This is a genomic window from Ralstonia sp. 1B3 (assembly GCF_036631435.1).
The window spans coordinates 1-17,004 of sequence record NZ_JAPNUG010000039.1 but is presented as its reverse complement, the minus strand read 5'-3'; the positions used below and the strand labels follow the sequence as shown (position 1 = coordinate 17,004).

General features: G+C 67.6%; 15 protein-coding genes and 3 pseudogenes. 12 read left to right on the top strand and 6 right to left on the bottom strand.

The genetic code is table 11. The features are described from left to right. Nucleotides 1-99: 99 nt before the first annotated feature. Both OWR21_RS11400 and OWR21_RS11395 read right to left on the bottom strand, forming a co-directional pair. Nucleotides 100-717, bottom strand: a complete 618-nt coding sequence (locus OWR21_RS11400) for an EF-hand domain-containing protein (protein WP_147216670.1) — start codon at nt 715-717, stop codon at nt 100-102. Nucleotides 718-795: 78 nt separating this feature from the next. Then, nucleotides 796-1,560 (bottom strand): type II secretion system protein N, encoded by a 765-nt coding sequence (locus OWR21_RS11395; RefSeq protein ID WP_332395311.1) that lies wholly within the window; start codon nt 1,558-1,560, stop codon nt 796-798. 174 nt (nt 1,561-1,734) lie between these two features. Here OWR21_RS11395 and gspG point away from each other — a divergent pair, with 174 nt between their 5' ends. The 11 genes and pseudogenes from gspG (at nt 1,735) to gspF (ending at nt 13,245) form a co-directional block, all read left to right on the top strand. Then, nucleotides 1,735-2,214 (top strand): type II secretion system major pseudopilin GspG, encoded by a 480-nt coding sequence (gspG, locus tag OWR21_RS11390; RefSeq protein WP_147219054.1) that lies wholly within the window; start codon nt 1,735-1,737, stop codon nt 2,212-2,214. Between the two features lie 32 nt (nt 2,215-2,246). Then, complete coding sequence (locus OWR21_RS11385; RefSeq protein WP_332395310.1) at nt 2,247-2,738, top strand: GspH/FimT family pseudopilin; 492 nt, start codon at nt 2,247-2,249, stop codon at nt 2,736-2,738. Next, nucleotides 2,735-3,145 (top strand): type II secretion system minor pseudopilin GspI, encoded by a 411-nt coding sequence (gene gspI / locus OWR21_RS11380; RefSeq protein ID WP_316877039.1) that lies wholly within the window; start codon nt 2,735-2,737, stop codon nt 3,143-3,145. The genes OWR21_RS11385 and gspI overlap by 4 nt, the downstream gene beginning before the upstream one ends. Next, nucleotides 3,126-3,857: a PulJ/GspJ family protein gene (locus tag OWR21_RS11375; protein ID WP_332395309.1), complete on the top strand. Its 732-nt coding sequence runs from the start codon at nt 3,126-3,128 to the stop codon at nt 3,855-3,857. Before gspI ends, OWR21_RS11375 begins: the two co-directional genes overlap by 20 nt. A 1-nt stretch (nt 3,858) precedes the next feature. After that, nucleotides 3,859-4,944, top strand: a complete 1,086-nt coding sequence (gspK, locus tag OWR21_RS11370) for a type II secretion system minor pseudopilin GspK (RefSeq protein ID WP_332395308.1) — start codon at nt 3,859-3,861, stop codon at nt 4,942-4,944. A gap of 166 nt (nt 4,945-5,110) precedes the next feature. Beyond that, nucleotides 5,111-6,547, top strand: coding sequence for a type II secretion system protein GspL (gene gspL / locus OWR21_RS11365; protein WP_332395307.1), 1,437 nt, complete (start codon nt 5,111-5,113; stop codon nt 6,545-6,547). 10 nt (nt 6,548-6,557) lie between these two features. Then, nucleotides 6,558-7,127: a type II secretion system protein GspM gene (gene gspM, locus OWR21_RS11360; RefSeq protein WP_102063922.1), complete on the top strand. Its 570-nt coding sequence runs from the start codon at nt 6,558-6,560 to the stop codon at nt 7,125-7,127. Between the two features lie 17 nt (nt 7,128-7,144). Then, on the top strand, nt 7,145-7,987 hold the full coding sequence (locus OWR21_RS11355; protein ID WP_316891665.1) for a type II secretion system protein N: 843 nt from the start codon (nt 7,145-7,147) through the stop codon (nt 7,985-7,987). A gap of 37 nt (nt 7,988-8,024) precedes the next feature. Then, nucleotides 8,025-10,438: pseudogene (gene gspD, locus OWR21_RS11350) on the top strand (type II secretion system secretin GspD). 16 nt (nt 10,439-10,454) lie between these two features. Next, nucleotides 10,455-12,011 (top strand): type II secretion system ATPase GspE, encoded by a 1,557-nt coding sequence (gspE, locus tag OWR21_RS11345; protein ID WP_332395306.1) that lies wholly within the window; start codon nt 10,455-10,457, stop codon nt 12,009-12,011. A 22-nt stretch (nt 12,012-12,033) separates the two neighbouring features. After that, the gene (gspF, locus tag OWR21_RS11340) at nt 12,034-13,245 is read left to right on the top strand and encodes a type II secretion system inner membrane protein GspF (RefSeq protein WP_332395305.1); all 1,212 of its coding nucleotides are present in this window, start codon (nt 12,034-12,036) and stop codon (nt 13,243-13,245) included. 561 nt (nt 13,246-13,806) lie between these two features. Here the strand turns inward: gspF and OWR21_RS11335 are convergent. Next, a complete protein-coding gene (locus OWR21_RS11335) occupies nt 13,807-14,490 on the bottom strand; it encodes a pyridoxamine 5'-phosphate oxidase family protein (RefSeq protein ID WP_316891671.1) in 684 nt (227 codons plus the stop codon). 92 nt (nt 14,491-14,582) lie between these two features. Between OWR21_RS11335 and pdxR the strand changes: the two are divergent. Next, nucleotides 14,583-16,051, top strand: a pseudogene (pdxR, locus tag OWR21_RS11330) (MocR-like pyridoxine biosynthesis transcription factor PdxR). Between the two features lie 3 nt (nt 16,052-16,054). On the opposite strand, the gene OWR21_RS12655 reads toward pdxR, so the two are convergent. The 3 genes and pseudogenes from OWR21_RS12655 to OWR21_RS11320 all read right to left on the bottom strand — a co-directional run. Then, the gene (locus tag OWR21_RS12655; RefSeq protein ID WP_442968626.1) at nt 16,055-16,414 is read right to left on the bottom strand and encodes a hypothetical protein; all 360 of its coding nucleotides are present in this window, start codon (nt 16,412-16,414) and stop codon (nt 16,055-16,057) included. Continuing rightward, nucleotides 16,395-16,715: a hypothetical protein gene (locus OWR21_RS12650; RefSeq protein ID WP_442968625.1), complete on the bottom strand. Its 321-nt coding sequence runs from the start codon at nt 16,713-16,715 to the stop codon at nt 16,395-16,397. The genes OWR21_RS12655 and OWR21_RS12650 overlap by 20 nt, the downstream gene beginning before the upstream one ends. Beyond that, a pseudogene (locus OWR21_RS11320) lies at nt 16,712-17,004 on the bottom strand (hypothetical protein); the annotation flags it as partial. The pseudogene OWR21_RS11320 and the gene OWR21_RS12650, both read right to left, overlap by 4 nt.

Below are 17,004 nucleotides of genomic sequence, written 5' to 3'. Positions count from 1 at the left end.
CGCCACCGGTCTTGCCGCCCTCTTGAGAATCCGGACCGGCGCGGGCAATAAAAACGGCGCCCGAAGGCGCCGCTTGCGTGTGGAGATTCAAACGAGGCGTCACTCGCCCTTCGTCGCCGACGGACCGCCCGGCATGGCCGCGCCCGCAGGCGTGTTCTTCTGCGCCTTGCGGGCATCGTGACGGGCCTTCATATAGGCGCGGATCTCGTCTTCGGTGATCTTGCCGTCGTGGTTGGCGTCGATCTGGTCGAAGTTCTTCGCCAGGCGCGGCATGCCGGCCTGTACTTCTTCCTTGGTCAGGCTGCCGTCGTTGTCCTTGTCGGCCGCCTTGAACTTGGCGTCAAAGCGCTGCGCCATCTTTTCATGCATCTCGCCTTTGTGGGCCTTGTGCCATGCGGCCAGTTCGTCCTTGCTGAGCTGGCCGTCGTGGTTGGCATCGATCTGGTCGAAGTTCTTTTCAAGCCACGCGTGGCCCTTGGCCTCGTCGCGTGAGACCTGGCCGTCGCCGTTGGTGTCGATGGCCTTGAAGCCGCCTTGGTGGCCCATCCTGCCGGCGCGGGGGCCGGCTTGCGGCGCAGCCGGCGCGGTCGCGGTGGCCGGCGCCTGCGCGCTGGCGGCGGGGGCGCTGGCATCCTGGGCGCGGGCGTTCATGCCCGACATGGCCAGGAACAGGGCCGAGGTGGCGAGGAAGGCTTGGACAGCACGTTTGTTGGTCATGGTCAGCTCCTTTTCACATGGACTGTGTAGCGGATTAGAACCCGACAATGCCAGCGCGTTGCCTGCTTTTACACGCTGTTACCCCAATGACATGCGCTGTAATATGCGTCCGCCAACGCTTGGCAAGCCGCAAACACGCGCGACACGCCTATTGGTCGGCGCCCGGCTGGGGGTATCGCCCTTGCGCGCAGCGGCCGCTGCCCGGTGGCGCGGGCCGACGATACCGCCGCCCTGGTTGGCTGGCTCGTCGCCCGTGTTGATCTGCGCGGGCGCGATCGGCAGCATGGCGCCCGGCATGGCCGTGTTGGCCGGGTTGTTGACCACCGGTGGCGCAGGCGACGTTGCCGGCGGCATGGCGGGCGTCGACAACGGCGCTGCAGCGCCTGCAGGCGGCAGCGGCATCGCCGGCGCATTGCGATTGGCCGGCGACACCCCGGCCACGGCGCTCGCCGGCAGCGGGATCTCCTGGCGCGCGCCGTTGCGCTCGATCACCACCGAGCGCGCCTTGATCTCCACCAGCTTGAGGTTGGACGACAGCGACTTGCCGGCGCGCACCGCCTGTGGCGCGCCACCGTCCACCGACACGATGGCCGCGCCGGAGCCATCGGCCAGATCGGCCACTACGCCCATCACCTGCACATCGCGCGGGCCGTTCTGCGGGCCGCCGCCGAAGAGCGTGACGGCCGCGCCGGTCTCCAGCGCATCGGTCTGCGCCACACGGGCCTCACGCGGCGCGCCCAGCGCGCGCAGCGACGACAGCGTCAGCACCCAGTGCGTCAGGAGCGCACACAGGGCAGCAAACAGTACAAGGCTGAGCAGGCGGGACGACTGTCGAGCGTTCATGAAATGGGCGGGGCACCGTAGGAATACGCCGATTCTATCCGCCCTTCATGCCGGTTCGGTGAACAGCTTGGAGGTGCGGCTCTAGAGCCAACGCAGCATGACCCCTGCGTGCAATATATGGTCATATCTCACGGATATACTCTGTCTCTTCCCCTTATTGCCAACTCTGTCGCCATGATGCAAGGCCAACTTCGCTCTTCCTTCCGCCAGCGCGCCCTCGCCCGGCTGCCCCAACGGGCGGCACGCGGCTTCACCCTGATCGAAATCATGGTGGTGGTGGTGATCCTGGGCATCCTCGCCGCGCTGGTGGTGCCGAAGATCATGAGCCGCCCCGACGAGGCGCGCATCATCGCCGCCAAACAGGACATCGCTTCCATTTCGCAGGCGCTCAAGCTTTATCGGCTGGACAACGGCCGCTACCCGACCACCGAGCAGGGCATCAGCGCGCTGGTCACCAAGCCGACCACCGAGCCGATCCCCAACAACTGGAAGGGCGGCGGCTATTTGGAACGCCTGCCCAAAGACCCGTGGGGCCACCCATACCAGTATCTGAACCCGGGCGTGCGCGGTGAGGTGGACGTCTTCAGCTTCGGCGCCGACGGCCAGGCCGGCGGCACCGGCAACGACGCCGATATCGGCAACTGGGACAACTAAGCCGCCGCAGTCGCCTCAACCCACCGCGCGCCATGTTCGGTCAACCACGCCGCCGGCACCCTCGCGGCTTTACGCTGCTGGAGTTGCTGGTGGTGGTCGTCATCATCGGCATCGTGCTGGCCGTGGTGGCCGTAAACGCCACGCCCAACCCGCGCTCGCAACTGGCCGATGACGCGCAGAAGCTCGCGCGCCTGATCGAGCTGGCTCAGGAAGAAGCGCAGCTCACTTCGCGCCCCGTGGCGTGGGAAGGCGATGCGCAAGGCTGGCGCTTCTACGAAGCGACGCCCAACGGCTGGCGTGTGCTCAGTCGCGACGTGCTCGCGCCCGGCCACTGGCGCCAAGGCATGGACAACGTACAGATCGTCGCAGGTGCCGCTGCGGTGCCCGGCGCCCCGCAGCGCCTCGTGTTCGGTCGTGAGGCCATCGGCCTGCCGTGGCGCGTGGCACTGACCTCGCAGGGTGCGCGCGTCGACGTGGTATCCGACGGCGGCCCGCGCGTATTGACAGAGACGCAAACGCAATGACGCGCCGCCTCCTCCGCCCTGCATGCGGTGTGCGCACGCGCGGCTTCACGCTGCTCGAAGTACTGGTGGCGTTGACCATCGTGGCCGTGGCGCTGACCGCCACCATGCGCGCCATGGGCAGCATGACCACCGCCAGCGATTCGCTGCAGACGCGCATGATCGCCACGTGGAGCGCCGAAAACCACCTCGCCAACCTGCGCCTGGCGCGCGTCTTCCCCGATCCCGGCGCGCGCGGCTTTGCGTGCCCGCAAGGCGATACGCAGCTGTGGTGCGAAGAGACCATCGCCAGCACGCCCAATCCGGTGTTCCGCCGCGTGGAAGTGTCCGTCTATCCGGATGCCTCCAAATCCGTGCGACTGGCTTGGCTCGTGACGCTATTACCGAACGATGCGCGCAATGTCTTCTGATCGTTCGGCGCGCGGCTTCACCCTGCTCGAGCTGCTGGTGGCGATCACGCTGCTGGCCATCCTGGCCGTGATCGCCTGGCGCGGGCTGGACAGCATGACCCGCACGCACGAGGCGCTGGCCCAGCGCGACGAACGCATCGAGGCGCTCAAGACGGCCTACGCGCAGTTCGATGCCGACTGCACTCAACTGGCCGATCCGAACACGCTGTCGCGCTCGCCGGTGGAGGTGGACGCCAACCGCGTGCTGATGGTGCGCGACCGCCGCGACGATGGCCAACCGCCCGCGTGGCAAGTGGTGCTTTACCGCATCGTCGACGGCCGGCTCGAGCGCCTCCAGACCCAACCGATCACCAACCGCGGCGACCTGCGCAATGCGATGGACAACCTGCGCCAGGGCGGCGTGGGCGCCGCGCGCTACCTCCTCGCCGCCAACGTTGACAGCATCAGCGCGCGCGCCTGGATCGAACCCGGCGGCTGGATGGACAACACGGGCGCGCTGTCGGCGGCGCTGTTCCCGGCAGGCAGCAACACCACCACCCTCACCGGCTTGCCGTCGGCTTCCACGCCCAGCGCGTCGGCGCCGTCGGCCAACAGCCCGGGCGTGGTGGTGCCGGCCGCTTCGGTGCGTGCGGTGGAACTGGCATTGCTCGTGCGCATGACGCCGCAGGGCGCGCCGCAGCGCTTCACGCGCATCTGCATGACGGGGCTTTGACATGGCGCGATGCTCCCGTCGATGTGCTCACCCTGACCTGCGCGCGAAGCGCCAGCGCGGCGCGGCCATCATCACGGCGCTGCTGGTGGTGACGCTGGCCGTGGTGATCGTGTCGGGCATGCTGTGGCGCCAGCAGGTAGAAATTCGCGCGGTGGAAAACCAGCGCCTGAAAGCGCAGGCCACGTGGATCGCGCGGGCGGGCATCGACTGGGCGCGCCTCATCCTGCGCGACGACCAGCGCCGCACCGGCGCCGTCGACCACCTGGGCGAAATCTGGGCCGTGCCGATCCAGGAAACCAAGCTGTCGGACTTTCTCGGCAGCTCGCTGCGCACGGACACCGCCGGCGAAGAGTCGTACCTCTCGGGCCGCATCTTCGATGCCCAGGCGCGCTTCAACCTGATGAACCTGCTGACGGCGCAGACGCTGGGCGCCCGCACGCTCATCACCGGCCGCGACAAGGACGCCATCAAGGCCTACGGCCTGCTGCTGCAGTCGCTGAGCATCGACCCGAGCCTGGCCAATGTCACGGCGACGTACCTGGCGCAGATGCTGGGTGGCTTCCAGTCGATCGAAGGCATGCAGGGCGGCCAGCAAGGCGGTGAAGACAGCGGCGGCGGGAGCGGCGGCGGCAACAGCAACGGCCCCAGACCGCTCGACGACGTGACCAGCCTGCTGACGATTCCCGGCTACACGGCCGACATGATCGCCAAGCTGCGCCCCTACGTGATCGTGCTGCCCACCCGCACCCAGATCAACGCCAACACGGCCAGCGCCGAAGTGCTGGCCGCCGTCATCCCGAACCTGAGTCTGGACCGCGCCCGTTCGCTGGTGCAGGCGCGCGACCGCGCGTACTTCCGCAACATCGGCGACGTCACCAACCAGTTGCGCGGCATCGCGCCCGGGGTCGACACCACCGCCGCGGCGAACCTGCTGGACGTGCAGACGCACTATTTCCTCGTCTACGGCATGGCCCGCCACGAGCGCGCCCGGATCGGAGAAGTGGCGCTTGTTTCACGTGGCGATCCGATCAACAATAACGCGACCCGCATCGTCTGGGTCCGCCGCATCGACGAGATTCCGTCATGACGGCGGCGCAACACCCTCCACGTGCGTACGCGCCGCTTGTAGACAGACCCTGGCCTTCGCCGTATTGTCATCCGCATCGTTCAGCATCGCGGGTCTTGCGCAATCCGGCGCTTCCGTTGGCAGTTCGCATTCACACTCTCAAGATCAATATCAATAGAGGAGCGGTTTGACGACCTCCCTGTACGTGCGCCTGCCGCACCGGCCCATTCAATCGCCCGAACGCTGGTCGGCGGGCGCGCTTGCCTCCGTGCCCTTCGCGCTGGTGCGTGAAGAGGGTGCGCAGGGCCCGCAACGCGTTCAGCGCGAAGGCACCTCGCGCACCGACGAGCTGCCCGCGGCCGACCGCCTGATCCTTCTGCTGCCCGCCGCGGACGTGCTGCTCGTGCCGGCCAACGTGCCGCCGCTGGCGCTGCCCAAACTGCGTCTGGCGCTGCCCAATCTGGTGGAAGACCGCCTCGTGCAGGACGCGCAGCAATGCCATATCGCTCTCGGCCCGCGCCTGGGTGATGCCCCGGCCCGTGGCTGGCGGACACCCCGCGAGCCGCAATCGCGCGCATTGATGATTGCCGACCGCGCGTGGGTGCGCTTCATTCTCGATACCTTTGCCGGCCACAAGCACCGCACCTGCCATTTGCTGCCTGCGCAGCTTTGCGTGCCGTTTGAAACGCCTGCCGCAGCGGCAGCGCCGGTTGCAGAATCGGCAAACGCCGTCGAGCGCGCGGAGCCGTCGCTCGATGCTTCTGCTGCCGCCGAGCCCGCAGTCGACGCGCCCGTGGCTGAAACCGTGGCTGCGGTGACACCGGCCACCATCGCGCTCGACGCGGCGCCATCGTCCGACCCGGACGCGCCCGTGGCCGTCGACATCACCGTACGCACCGGCCGCGCCGAGGGCTACGGCCTGCGCGTGCTGCCGGCCAACGTCGGCAACTGGCTGGGGATTGCGCCCACGCCGGCCACGTTGATGGTGTCGCCCGCGTTGCGCGAGTTGGCGCCCGGCCTGTCGACCGACCCCGCCACGGCCACGCTCGATTGGGCGACCTGGGCGGCCGGCGCCCGCGACGCCCTCGCCTCAGGCGAAGCCGATCTCTGCCAGTTCGACTTTGCGCGCGGCGGCGTGGCCGGCATGGACTGGAGCCTCTGGCGCCTGCCCATCGCGCTGGCCGTGCTCATCGTGGTCGTGCAGCTCATCGGCATGAACGCGCGCTGGCTCACGCTGCGCGCCGAGCAGAAGCGGCTCGATACCGCCATGCGCGCGCAGCTGCAGACGGCATTCCCGAATACGCCCGTGATTCTCGACCCGCCCGCGCAGATGCGCCGCCAAGTCGAGCAGCTGCGGCTGGCCGCCGGCAAATCGGCGCCGGAAGACTTCCTGCCGCTGGCCGATCGATTTGCCCAGGCAGCCACCGGCCTCGCCCCCGATGCGCTGCTCGCGCTCGATTACCACGGCCGCGCGCTCACGGTCACGCTCAAGGACGGCACCGACACCGCCAGCCTGCGTACCGCCGCCCGCAATGTCGGCCTGAACATGGACACCGCCGAGGCCCCGCGCGGTGCCGAGGCGACCGTACCGGGCTCGCGCTGGACGGTCTCCATCGCCCAATAACGCTTCCTCCATGGCGACTTCCTCCCCCTCCTCTTCCCGATCGTCATCCCGCCGCCTGCCGCGCATTGGCGTGCCGGACTCGCTGCGCGATGCGGCGACGACGTTCTGGATGCAGCGCGAGCCGCGCGAACGCCGCATCCTGGCCGGTGGCGGCGTGGTGCTGCTGCTTGTGATCGTCTACCTCGTGCTGTGGGAGCCGGCCTTCGAAGGCCAGCGCCGCATCGAGAAAGCCCTGCCGCAGATGCGGACCCAGCTCGCCGAGATGGAAACGCTGGGCCAGGAAGCGCGCGGCCTGTCGGCCATTGCCGCCGCGCCCGTGCCGCGCGGTGCGGAACTGCAGCAGGCGCTCAACACGAGCCTGACCAACCATGGCCTGAAGGCCACGCGGATGGCGATGTCGGGCGAGAGCGTGCAGGTGCAACTGGACAAGGTGCCCTTCGGCGCCGTCGCCGAATGGCTGCAGGAGGTGCGCCAGGCGCAGCGCATGAAGGTGATCGACACGAACATCAAATACGTGGGCGCGACGGCCCTGGTCAACGTGACGGCGACGCTGCAAGGCCCCGCCGCCGCTGGCCGCTGACGGGTCCGATCGTGCCGATGGGGATTGAATCGCTGCCGCCGCTGCGCTTGCGCCGCCGGGCCGGGCCGGACGAGCGCACCGGCCTCGGCTGGCGTGTGCTGTGGTGTGGCGTGGCGCTGCTGGCCGTGGGCGCGACCGTGGTGGCGCAGTATCCGGCCGCGTGGGCGGCGGAACGCATTGCCGCAGCCACGGGGCACCGTGTTTTGCTGGCCGACAGCCAGGGCAGTATCTGGCACGGCAGCGCAACGCTCGCGCTGACCGCCGGCAACGGCGGCGCCGATGCGACCGTACTGCCCGGCCGGCTGTCCTGGTCGATCGACATGCTGCCGCTGCTGACCGGCACGCTGCGCGCGCACCTGGCGCACGATCGCGCGCTGGAGAAGCCCGTCACGCTGACGGTCACGCCGGGGCATTGGGAGGCAGAGGCCGGCGCGGTCGCGCTGCCGGCATCGTTGCTGGAAGGCATTGGCGCGCCATTCAACACGCTCAAGCTGGATGGCCGGTTGCGGGCGCAATGGACGCCGCTCTCGGGCCAATTCAGCCGCGGGAAAGGCCAGCCAAACACCGCCCAGGGCGCGCTGACTGTCACGCTCGAGCAGGTATCATCCAGCCTCAGCCGGGTGCGGCCGCTGGGCAGTTACCAGGCGGTGCTGTCGTTTGGCGGCGTGAGCGGTGCGCCGATGCAGTTGTCGCTGTCGACGCTGGCCGGGCCGCTCACCCTGCAAGGCCAGGGCACTCTTGGCCAGGGCGCGCATTTTGACGGGGTGGCCAGTGCCACGCCGGAGTCGGAACCGCAATTGATTGGCCTGTTGAGTCTGCTGGGCCCGCGCGACGGGTCCCACCATCGACTCCGCTTTTGATCCTCAAGCCGGCGCGCGAGCCAGCGTGCCGACAACCATGAACGAGACCATGTACAACGCCTCTTCCCGACTCACCGTTCGCGCCATCGTCCTGGCATGCTGCGCAACAATGGTGGCCGGCTCGATGCCAGTCTTTGCCGCCCCGCCGAGCGCGGCATCTTCCCAGAACGGCGCCGCCGGCAACCCTGGGGATGAGGTCTCGCTGAATTTCGTCAACGCGGACCTGGACTCGGTGGTCAAGGCGGTGGGCCAGGCCACCGGCAAGAACTTCATCGTCGACCCGCGCGTGAAGGGCACCGTCAACCTCGTCACCGAAAAGCCGGTGACGCGCTCGCAGGCGCTGGAATCGCTGGGCTCGATCCTGCGCATGCAGGGCTACGCGATTGTCGAGGGCAACGGCTTCACCAAGGTCGTGCCGGAAGCCGACGCCAAGCTGCAGGGTTCGCCCACCAGCGTGGGGGCGGCAGGCGCGCGCGGCGGCGAGCAGGTCGTCACGCAGGTCTTCCGCCTGCAGCATGAATCGGCCAACAACCTGGTGCCGGTGCTGCGCCCGATGATCGCGCCCAACAACACGATCACCGCTTACCCGGCCAACAACACGCTGGTCATTACCGATTACGCCGACAACCTGCGCCGCATCGGCCGCATCATCGCGTCGATCGACACGCCCGTGGCCGGCGAAACCGAGCTGATTCCGCTGAGGAACGCCGTGGCCATCGACGTGGCGGCCACGCTGCAGAAGCTGCTCGATCCGTCTGCCGGTGGCGCAGGCGGGGCGGGCGCCGGCGCGGCGCTGTCGGACCCGAGCCTGCGTACGTCGGTCGTGGCAGAGCCGCGTTCGAATAGCGTGATGGTGCGTGCGTCGAGTGCGGCCCGTCTCGCCCAGGCCAAACAACTGATCGCCAAGCTGGACGTGCCGAACGCGCGCCCCGGCAATATCTGGGTGGTGCCGCTCAAGAATGCCAACGCGGTGCAGCTGGCCACTACGCTGCGTGCGATCGTCGCGGCCGACGCCACGCTGTCGGCCTCGGCATCCACCGGCCCGGGCGGCCAAAGCGCCGCGCAAGGCGCGACCTCGCAGCCCGCCGGCGGCGTGAACACCTCGCAGAATCAGAACACGCAGAACACCAACTACGGCAGCGGCTCGGGTTCGGGCAGCGGCTCGGGCAGCGGGAGCTCTTCGTTCCGCGCCTCGTTCGGGCAGAACAACACGCCCACCACCGGCGGCATCATCCAGGCCGATCCGGCCACCAACGCGCTCATCATCACCGCCAGCGAGCCGGTCTACCGCAACCTGCGCGCCGTGATCGACGACCTGGACGCGCGGCGCGCGCAGGTCTACATCGAATCGATGATCGTGGAAGTGACGGCCACCAAGGCGTCGCAGCTCGGCATCCAGTGGATGGTGGGCGCGGGCGGCCCGAACACCTACGGCGGCGGCGGCACCAACTTCGGCACCGGCTCAGGCAATCTGCTGACGCTGGCCGGCACGATCGCCACCATCACGACGGGCGGCATCGGCAGCACGGCGGCGCAGACGGCGCTGTCCAACGTGAACGTCGGGCAGCTCAACGGCGGCAACTTCGGCGTGTTCAACAAGGCCAGCGGCCTGGGCGCGATTCTGTCGGCGCTGGGCTCGGACGGCTCTGTCAACGTGCTGTCGACCCCGAACCTGATCACGCTCGACAACGAAGAGGCCAAGATCCTGATCGGCCAGAACGTGCCGATCACCACCGGCTCGTATGCCCAGACAGGCACGTCGGCTTCGGTCACGCCGTTCCAGACGTTCGACCGCAAGGACGTCGGCATCACGCTGCGCGTCAAGCCGCAGATCACCGATGGCGGGCTGGTGAAAATGCAGATCTTCCAGGAGTCGTCGGCCGTGGTGCCGGGCACGCAGAATGCGACGCAGGGCCCCACCACCAACGTGCGCTCGATCGAGACCAATGTGCTGGCCAACGATGGCCAGGTCGTCGTGCTGGGCGGTCTGCTGGAAGACAACTACCAGGACGGCGAGCAGAAGGTGCCGGGCCTGGGCGACATTCCCATCCTGGGCGCGTTGTTCCGCTCGGAAAACAAGACGCGTGTGAAGACGAACCTGCTGGTGTTCCTGCGCCCGATCATCCTGCGTACGGCCGATGCGACCGGCGCGCTGTCGGACAACCGCTACAACTACATGCGCGATACGCAGCAGGGCTTTGTCTCGCCGAACATGCTGCCGACCACGTCAGACAAGGACACGCCGGTGCTGCCGTCGCCCAGCGCGATGCGCCCGGCCGACAACTACGGCGATGTGTCGATCGTGCCGAAGGGCCCGGCCGGTACGCAGGTGCCCCGGGCGCCCCGATGCCGATGCCGCAGGGCACCACGCGCAGCCAGCCGCGCCTGCAGAATTTCGCGGCCCCCACCTCGGGCGGCTACGACGGCAACGCGCCGCGCAATGGCGGCTGACAACGGACAACGAACCATGGCCACGCAAGCTTCCACCACCGACGTCAGCACGCTGGAGCCGCCCTCGCAGTCCGCCGTGCGGCTGGTGCCGTATGCGTTTGCGCGCGACGCCAAGCTGCTCGTCGCGCGCCAGGACGTCGACACGCTGGAAGTGTGGGTCTGCCCCGAAACCTCGCGCACGGCGCTGGCTGAACTCGGCCGCGTGTTCGGCGCGCTGCAGCTGGTGACGCTCGACACGGCAGCACTGTCCACCGCCACGCAGACGGCCTACAACGCGCAGGACGGCAGCGCGGCCCAGGTGGTGGGCGAAGTGGAAGGCGAAGTCGACCTCTCCCGCCTGATGCAGGACATTCCGGCCGTGGAAGACCTGCTCGAATCCGAAGACGACGCGCCGATCATCCGCATGATCAACGCGCTGCTCACGCAGGCCGCGCGCGAAGGCGCATCGGACATTCACATCGAGCCGTTCGAGAATGCATCCGTCGTGCGCTTTCGCGTCGACGGCACGCTGCGCGATGTGGTGCGCCCGAAGAAGGCGCTGCACGGCGCGCTCATTTCGCGCATCAAGATCATGGCGCAACTCGACATTGCCGAGAAACGCCTGCCGCAGGACGGGCGCATCACGCTGCGCGTGGGCGGCCGCCCGGTGGACGTGCGCGTGAGCACGCTGCCCACCGGCCACGGCGAGCGCGCGGTGCTGCGTCTGCTCGACAAGGAAGCCGGCCGGCTCGACCTCGGCAAGCTCGGCATGGGCGCCGGCACGCTGGCGCGCTTCGACCACCTGATCAACCAGCCGCACGGCATCGTGCTCGTCACCGGCCCGACGGGTTCGGGCAAGACGACCACGCTGTACGCGGCGCTGTCGCGGCTCGACGCGTCGTCCACCAACATCATGACGGTGGAAGACCCGATCGAATACGACCTCGACGGCATTGGACAGACGCAGGTCAACCCGAAGATCGACATGACCTTCGCCAAGGCCCTGCGCGCCATCCTGCGCCAGGACCCGGACGTGGTGATGATCGGGGAAATCCGCGACCTGGAAACCGCGCAGATTGCCGTGCAGGCCTCGCTGACGGGCCACCTGGTGCTGGCGACGCTGCACACGAACGATTCCGCATCCGCCGTGACGCGCTTGATCGACATGGGGATCGAGCCGTTCCTGCTGTCGTCGTCGCTGCTGGGTGTGCTGGCGCAGCGGCTGGTACGCCGCCTGTGCGTGCATTGCCGCCGCGAAGAAGTGCTCGAACTCACGCCCGCAGAAGTGGAAGCCGTGGCCGGCACGCCGGTTGCCGATGGCGTGGCACCGGCCACACCGGCACGCAAATCGGTGTGGCATCACGTCGGCTGCGACCGTTGCAGCCACTCCGGCTATCAGGGCCGCACTGGCGTGTACGAGCTGCTGACCGTCACGCCGGAAATCCAGACGATGATCCACCGCCAGGCCGCTGAATCCGACATCAAGGCGTTCGCCATCGGCCAGGGCATGCAGACGATGCGCATGGACGCACAGCGCTGGATCGACACCGGCGCCACGTCGCTGGAAGAAGTGCTGCGTGTCACGCGCGACTAAGACGCGAATGAACGAATAGCGCATGCCAGCCTTCCGCTACGAAGCCGCCGACGCCACCGGCAAGACCGACAAGGGTGTCATCGAAGCCGACAGCGCGCGTCAGGCGCGCACGCTGCTGCGCGCACGCGGGCTGACGCCGCTGCTGGTCGACGCGCTGGGCACACAGGCCACCAAGCGCGGCGGGTCCAGCTTCGGCAAGCGGCTCTCGGCGCAGGAAAACGCGCTCGTCACGCGCCAGCTCGCCAGCCTGCTGGTGGCGGGCCTGCCGCTCGATGAAGCACTGGCCGCGCTGGCCGATCAGGCCGAACGCGCCTACGTCGGCGAACTGCTCGCCGCCATCCGCGCGGAAGTGGTGGGCGGCAGTTCGCTGTCGGTCGCGCTGGCACAGCATCCGAAGGATTTCCCGGACATCTACCGCGCCCTCGTTTCAGCGGGCGAGCACTCCGGCAACCTCGGCCTCGTCCTCTCGCGCCTGGCCGACTACATCGAGAGCCGCAACGCGCTCACATCGAAAATCAAGCTGGCCTTCACGTACCCCGCCATCGTCACGGTGGTGGCGTTTGCGATCGTGATCTTCCTGCTGTCCTACGTGGTGCCGCAGGTGGTCAGCGTGTTTGCCAACACCAAGCAGAAGCTGCCGACGCTCACGATCATCATGCTGTGGCTGTCGGACTTTGTACGGAATTGGGGATGGCTGGCAGCGATCGTGCTTGCGGCGATTGGCGTGCTGATCCGCAATCTGCTCAAGCAGCCGGCGCTGCGGTTGTCGTGGCACAAATGGCTGCTGACGGCGCCGCTGTTCGGCAAGCTCGTTCGCGGCTACAACACCGCGCGGTTTGCGAGCACGCTGGCGATCCTGACGAGTGCCGGCGTGCCGATCTTGCGTGGGTTGCAGGCAGCGGGGGAAACGCTGAACAACGTTGCGCTCAAGACCAACGTGGAGGATGCATCCACGCGCGTGCGGGAAGGGACTTCGCTGGCGCGGGCGTTGGCAGCGCAGAACCAGTTTCCGCCTGTGCTGGTGCATTTGATTCGCTCGGGTGAGGCGACGGGGAATCTGCCTGCGATGTTGGAGCGGGCTGCGCAAGGCGAGGCGCAGGAGTTGGAGCGCCGGACGCTGTTCCTTACTGGCTTGCTGGAGCCGGCGCTGATTTTGACGATGGGTGTGGTGGTGTTGTTGATTGTGTTGGCGGTGTTGATGCCGATTATTGAGATTAATCAGTTGGTGCACTGAGGTTTTTTTGGGGCTTCTGGTCCACCCCTCTTTCGTTCCCTGCCGGGACCGACTCACTTTTCTTTGTCTTGCCAAAGAAAAGTAAGCAAAAGAAAGGCGCGCCCGAGATGGCGACCCATTCCTTGATTTGTGTCGCGGGAAGGGAGGGGAGGCAAACTCGCTGCGCTCAGACAGGCCTCCCCTCTTTATCCTTCCCGCAACAAAAATCCAAGGCGCCATCAAGGGCTCAACGTCAAAGAAAAAGGCCAACCCATCGTCAGGTTGGCCTTGTCGTTTGGGTCGGCGCCCAGATGGTTCGGCTTTGTCCTTTGACTTTCCTGCCCTAGATGGCGCCTTGAATTTCTGTAAGCCGGCGGAAAAAAGAAGGAGGCCTGTTTGAGCGCAGCGAGTTTGCCTCCTTCTCCGCACGGTTACAGAAATTCAAGGAGTCTTTCGCCATCTCGGGCGCGCATTTCTTTGCTTACTTTCTTTGGGCAAGACCAAAGAAAGTGAGTCAGCCCCGGCAGGGGATGAAACAAGGGATGCACCACCACGACCAAAAAACAACCAGCACCCCAGCCGTCACGACACCACCACATCCCCCACCGGCACGCGAGCACTGTCCCTCCACTCCTGCACATAATCCGGCGTACCCGCAGGCGCAGCCTCCACCACCGGCGGCAACGGCAACAGCGCCATCGGTAGCACCCCAGCCCACACAGGCAGGTCAAGGTCTTCAGCATCATCCTTCGGCCCGCCCGTGCGCACTTTGCACGCCGCCTCATCCAGCGGAATGCGCAGCACGGTCGTGGCGGCAAGTTCCTTGGCATTACCCGGCCGCGCCTGTCGTGAACGACCAGGCGCGAGCACTTCCATAAAGGTATCGAGCACCGCAGGTTTCTGCGCATCCGGCACAACTTCGAACGCACCGTAAATGACAGCCGACCGGTAGTTCATCGAATGGTTGAACGCCGAGCGCGCCAGCACCAGGCCGTCGATGTGCGTGACGGTCACGCAGACCTGCGCCCCGCTTCCGGCCAGCTTCAGCATGCGGCTGCCGTTGGAACCGTGGATGTACAGATGATCGCCCTCGCGCCAGCAGGCGGTCGGGATGCAATGCACGCCGTGCTCGTCGGCGAAGGCGATGTGGCAGACGTACGCCTCGTCGAGGATCGCATGCAGCGTGGTGCGGTCGTAGTGGCCGCGGTGCGCGACGCGGCGCACGCGGGTGCGTGCGGTGGGCGATGTGGGTTCTGTGGTCGACACGCGAGGCTCCGAATCATCAATCGATATGCCGACAATAGAAAAACCGTGGCACCATGCATAGACCCACCAAAATGCAAGGTCTTGGAGCCACGATGGACTACGGCGTCCTGCTGTCGAACTACGAACGCACGGCGATGCACGGCGAAGGCGGAGCCCGCACCTCGCAGCAGCACCGCCTGTATGCCTGCCTGCGTGCGGCCATCCTGAGCGGACAGATCGAGGAAGGCACGCGCCTCGCGCCATCGCGCACGCTGGCCGAAGAACTGGGCATCGCACGCAATTCGGTGCTCTACGCCTACGAACAGCTCGCTGCGGAGGGCTTCGTGCTCAGCCGACGGCAAGGCACGGTGGTGGCACGCGTCGGCCTGCAGCAGACGCCCGCACCGGCGCCGGATGCCCCACCCGCGCTATCGCACCGCGTGAAGGATCTGGAGCGCCGCGCGGCGGCATGGACGACCTGCTGCCCTTCCTGCCCGGCACGCCCGCGCTGGATGAATTCCCGCTGGCGCAATGGCGCCGCTGCATGGAGCGAGGGTGGCGCCGCATCGGTCCGGGGCAGATGGGCTACGGCCCGGTCGAAGGCAACGTCGCGCTGCGCCAGGCCGTGGCGGAATACCTGCGCGTTTCGCGCGGGGTGCGCTGCGATGCGACGCAGGTGCTCATCACCGATGGCACGCAGAACAGCCTCGACATGTGCGCCCGCACGCTGGCCGATGCGGGCGACACTGCATGGATCGAGAACCCCGGCTACTACGGAGCGCGCGCCGCCTTGCAAGCCGCCGACATGCGCCTGGTACCGATCGGCGTCGATGCCGATGGCCTCGCCCCGCGCGCGGAAGACTGGCGTGACACGCCGCCCCGGCTCATCTACATCACGCCATCGCACCAATACCCGCTGGGCGCGGTGATGAGCCTGGAGCGCCGTCTTGCGCTGATCCAGCACGCACGCGCAGCCGGCGCGTGGATCATCGAAGACGACTACGACAGCGAGTTCCGTCACACGGGCGCGCCGTTGTCCGCCGTGCAAGGCCTGACCGAAGATGCGCCCGTCATCTATCTCGGCACGTTCAGCAAGATGCTGTTCCCGGCGCTGCGCCTCGGTTACATGGTGGTACCGCCAGCCCTGGCGCCCGTGCTGAAAAAGACGGCGGGTGCGCTGACGCTGCGCGGGCGCGTGGCTGAGCAGCTCGCGCTGGCCGAGTTCATCGAGGCGGGACATTTCACGCGGCATCTGCGCCGCATGCGTCGCCTCTATGGCGAGCGCCGCGATACGCTGCAGGCCGCAATCGAGCGACACCTGGCCGGCATCGTCACCGTATCGGGCGGTGCGGGCGGCATGCATCTTTCCACGCGGCTCGACGCGCCGGTGCGCGACACGGAGGTCAGCCGCGCCGCCCGGGAACGCGGGATGGTGCTGCGGCCGCTGTCACGCTTCTGCCTGCCCGGCACGCTGACCGCGCAATACAACGGCCTCGTGCTCGGCTACGGCAACGTGCCGGCCGAAGCGATGGACGGATTGGTGATACGCATGCGCGACGTGATCGAGAGCGTCGCAGGTTGATCATCAGGCGGCCATCTTTGTGGCAGTCGCCAACGCCGCGATGGTCCAGCCGCCGCCCAACAACACGCGGCGCGTGTGCAAGGCGTCGAGCACGTCCGCACCAACTGCATCGCCGAGATAGCGCAAGCGCTTCTCGCGCACTTCCACGTAACCCGACGCATACCGCGCCGCCAGCGACTGCCACAACGCGTGCGCGCCCGTCGATTGCCGCGCGCCGCTCATCAGGCACATGCCGCCATCCAGCGCGCGCCGATACACCGCCGATGCGAGCCCGCGCCGCTGGTACGCCGCCGCATATTTCGAATGCGGTGCACGCAGGATGCGATCGGCACGCTTGTCGAGTTCAATCAGCCGGTTGAACACCGTGACGCCAGCAAAGCGCCGCGCGGCCACATCTTCGACGTAGACGTAAATCTCGCCGTCGGCCTCGCGTGTGCAGGCGAAAGCCGGGCAAGGTGCCATCGTCGCAGGCCATGCCGTGCAGCGGCGTGCCGGGCGTCTGCATGCGCTCGTACAGCGTGTCGAGTTCGCGCTCGATGTCGTCACTGCCGTGCTCGACGTCGATGCGCAGACCCAGCGGCGCAAGCCACCGCTGCAGCGGCCGCAAGACGGAAGGCAGCGCCGGCCAATCGAGGGGCGGCGGGATGGGCAGCGCGCAGCTCATGGCGCGCCCCAGTGTCCGCTGACCAGACCGTCAGGACGCGCAAGCGCATGCACGCGCGCGCTGACGGGCCAGTCGGCCATGCGCACCGCCAGCCCGGCATACACGCCGTAGCCGGGCCCGGCCACGATCGTGCCGCCCGCCTCCACGCCTTCGCCCGCGCGGATGGCCCCACCCGCTTCAATGTCGCCGCCGGCCCGGATGCCCCAGCCTGCTTCGAGATGCGTGTCGGCGCACAGGTCGCCACCGGCGAAGATGCCGTTCGCGCTGACGATGCCGGCCTCGCTGATGA

Excerpts from the sequence above, each read along its gene's own strand:
- OWR21_RS11400 (WP_147216670.1), bottom strand. The coding sequence starts at position 717 with ATGACCAACAAACGTGCTGTCCAAGCCTTCCTCGCCACCTCGGCCCTG.
- OWR21_RS11395 (WP_332395311.1), bottom strand. The coding sequence starts at position 1,560 with ATGAACGCTCGACAGTCGTCCCGCCTGCTCAGCCTTGTACTGTTTGCT.
- gspG (WP_147219054.1), top strand. The coding sequence starts at position 1,735 with ATGATGCAAGGCCAACTTCGCTCTTCCTTCCGCCAGCGCGCCCTCGCC.
- OWR21_RS11385 (WP_332395310.1), top strand. The coding sequence starts at position 2,247 with ATGTTCGGTCAACCACGCCGCCGGCACCCTCGCGGCTTTACGCTGCTG.
- gspI (WP_316877039.1), top strand. The coding sequence starts at position 2,735 with ATGACGCGCCGCCTCCTCCGCCCTGCATGCGGTGTGCGCACGCGCGGC.
- OWR21_RS11375 (WP_332395309.1), top strand. The coding sequence starts at position 3,126 with ATGCGCGCAATGTCTTCTGATCGTTCGGCGCGCGGCTTCACCCTGCTC.
- gspK (WP_332395308.1), top strand. The coding sequence starts at position 3,859 with ATGGCGCGATGCTCCCGTCGATGTGCTCACCCTGACCTGCGCGCGAAG.
- gspM (WP_102063922.1), top strand. The coding sequence starts at position 6,558 with ATGGCGACTTCCTCCCCCTCCTCTTCCCGATCGTCATCCCGCCGCCTG.
- OWR21_RS11355 (WP_316891665.1), top strand. The coding sequence starts at position 7,145 with ATGGGGATTGAATCGCTGCCGCCGCTGCGCTTGCGCCGCCGGGCCGGG.
- gspE (WP_332395306.1), top strand. The coding sequence starts at position 10,455 with ATGGCCACGCAAGCTTCCACCACCGACGTCAGCACGCTGGAGCCGCCC.
- gspF (WP_332395305.1), top strand. The coding sequence starts at position 12,034 with ATGCCAGCCTTCCGCTACGAAGCCGCCGACGCCACCGGCAAGACCGAC.
- OWR21_RS12650 (WP_442968625.1), bottom strand. The coding sequence starts at position 16,715 with ATGAGCTGCGCGCTGCCCATCCCGCCGCCCCTCGATTGGCCGGCGCTG.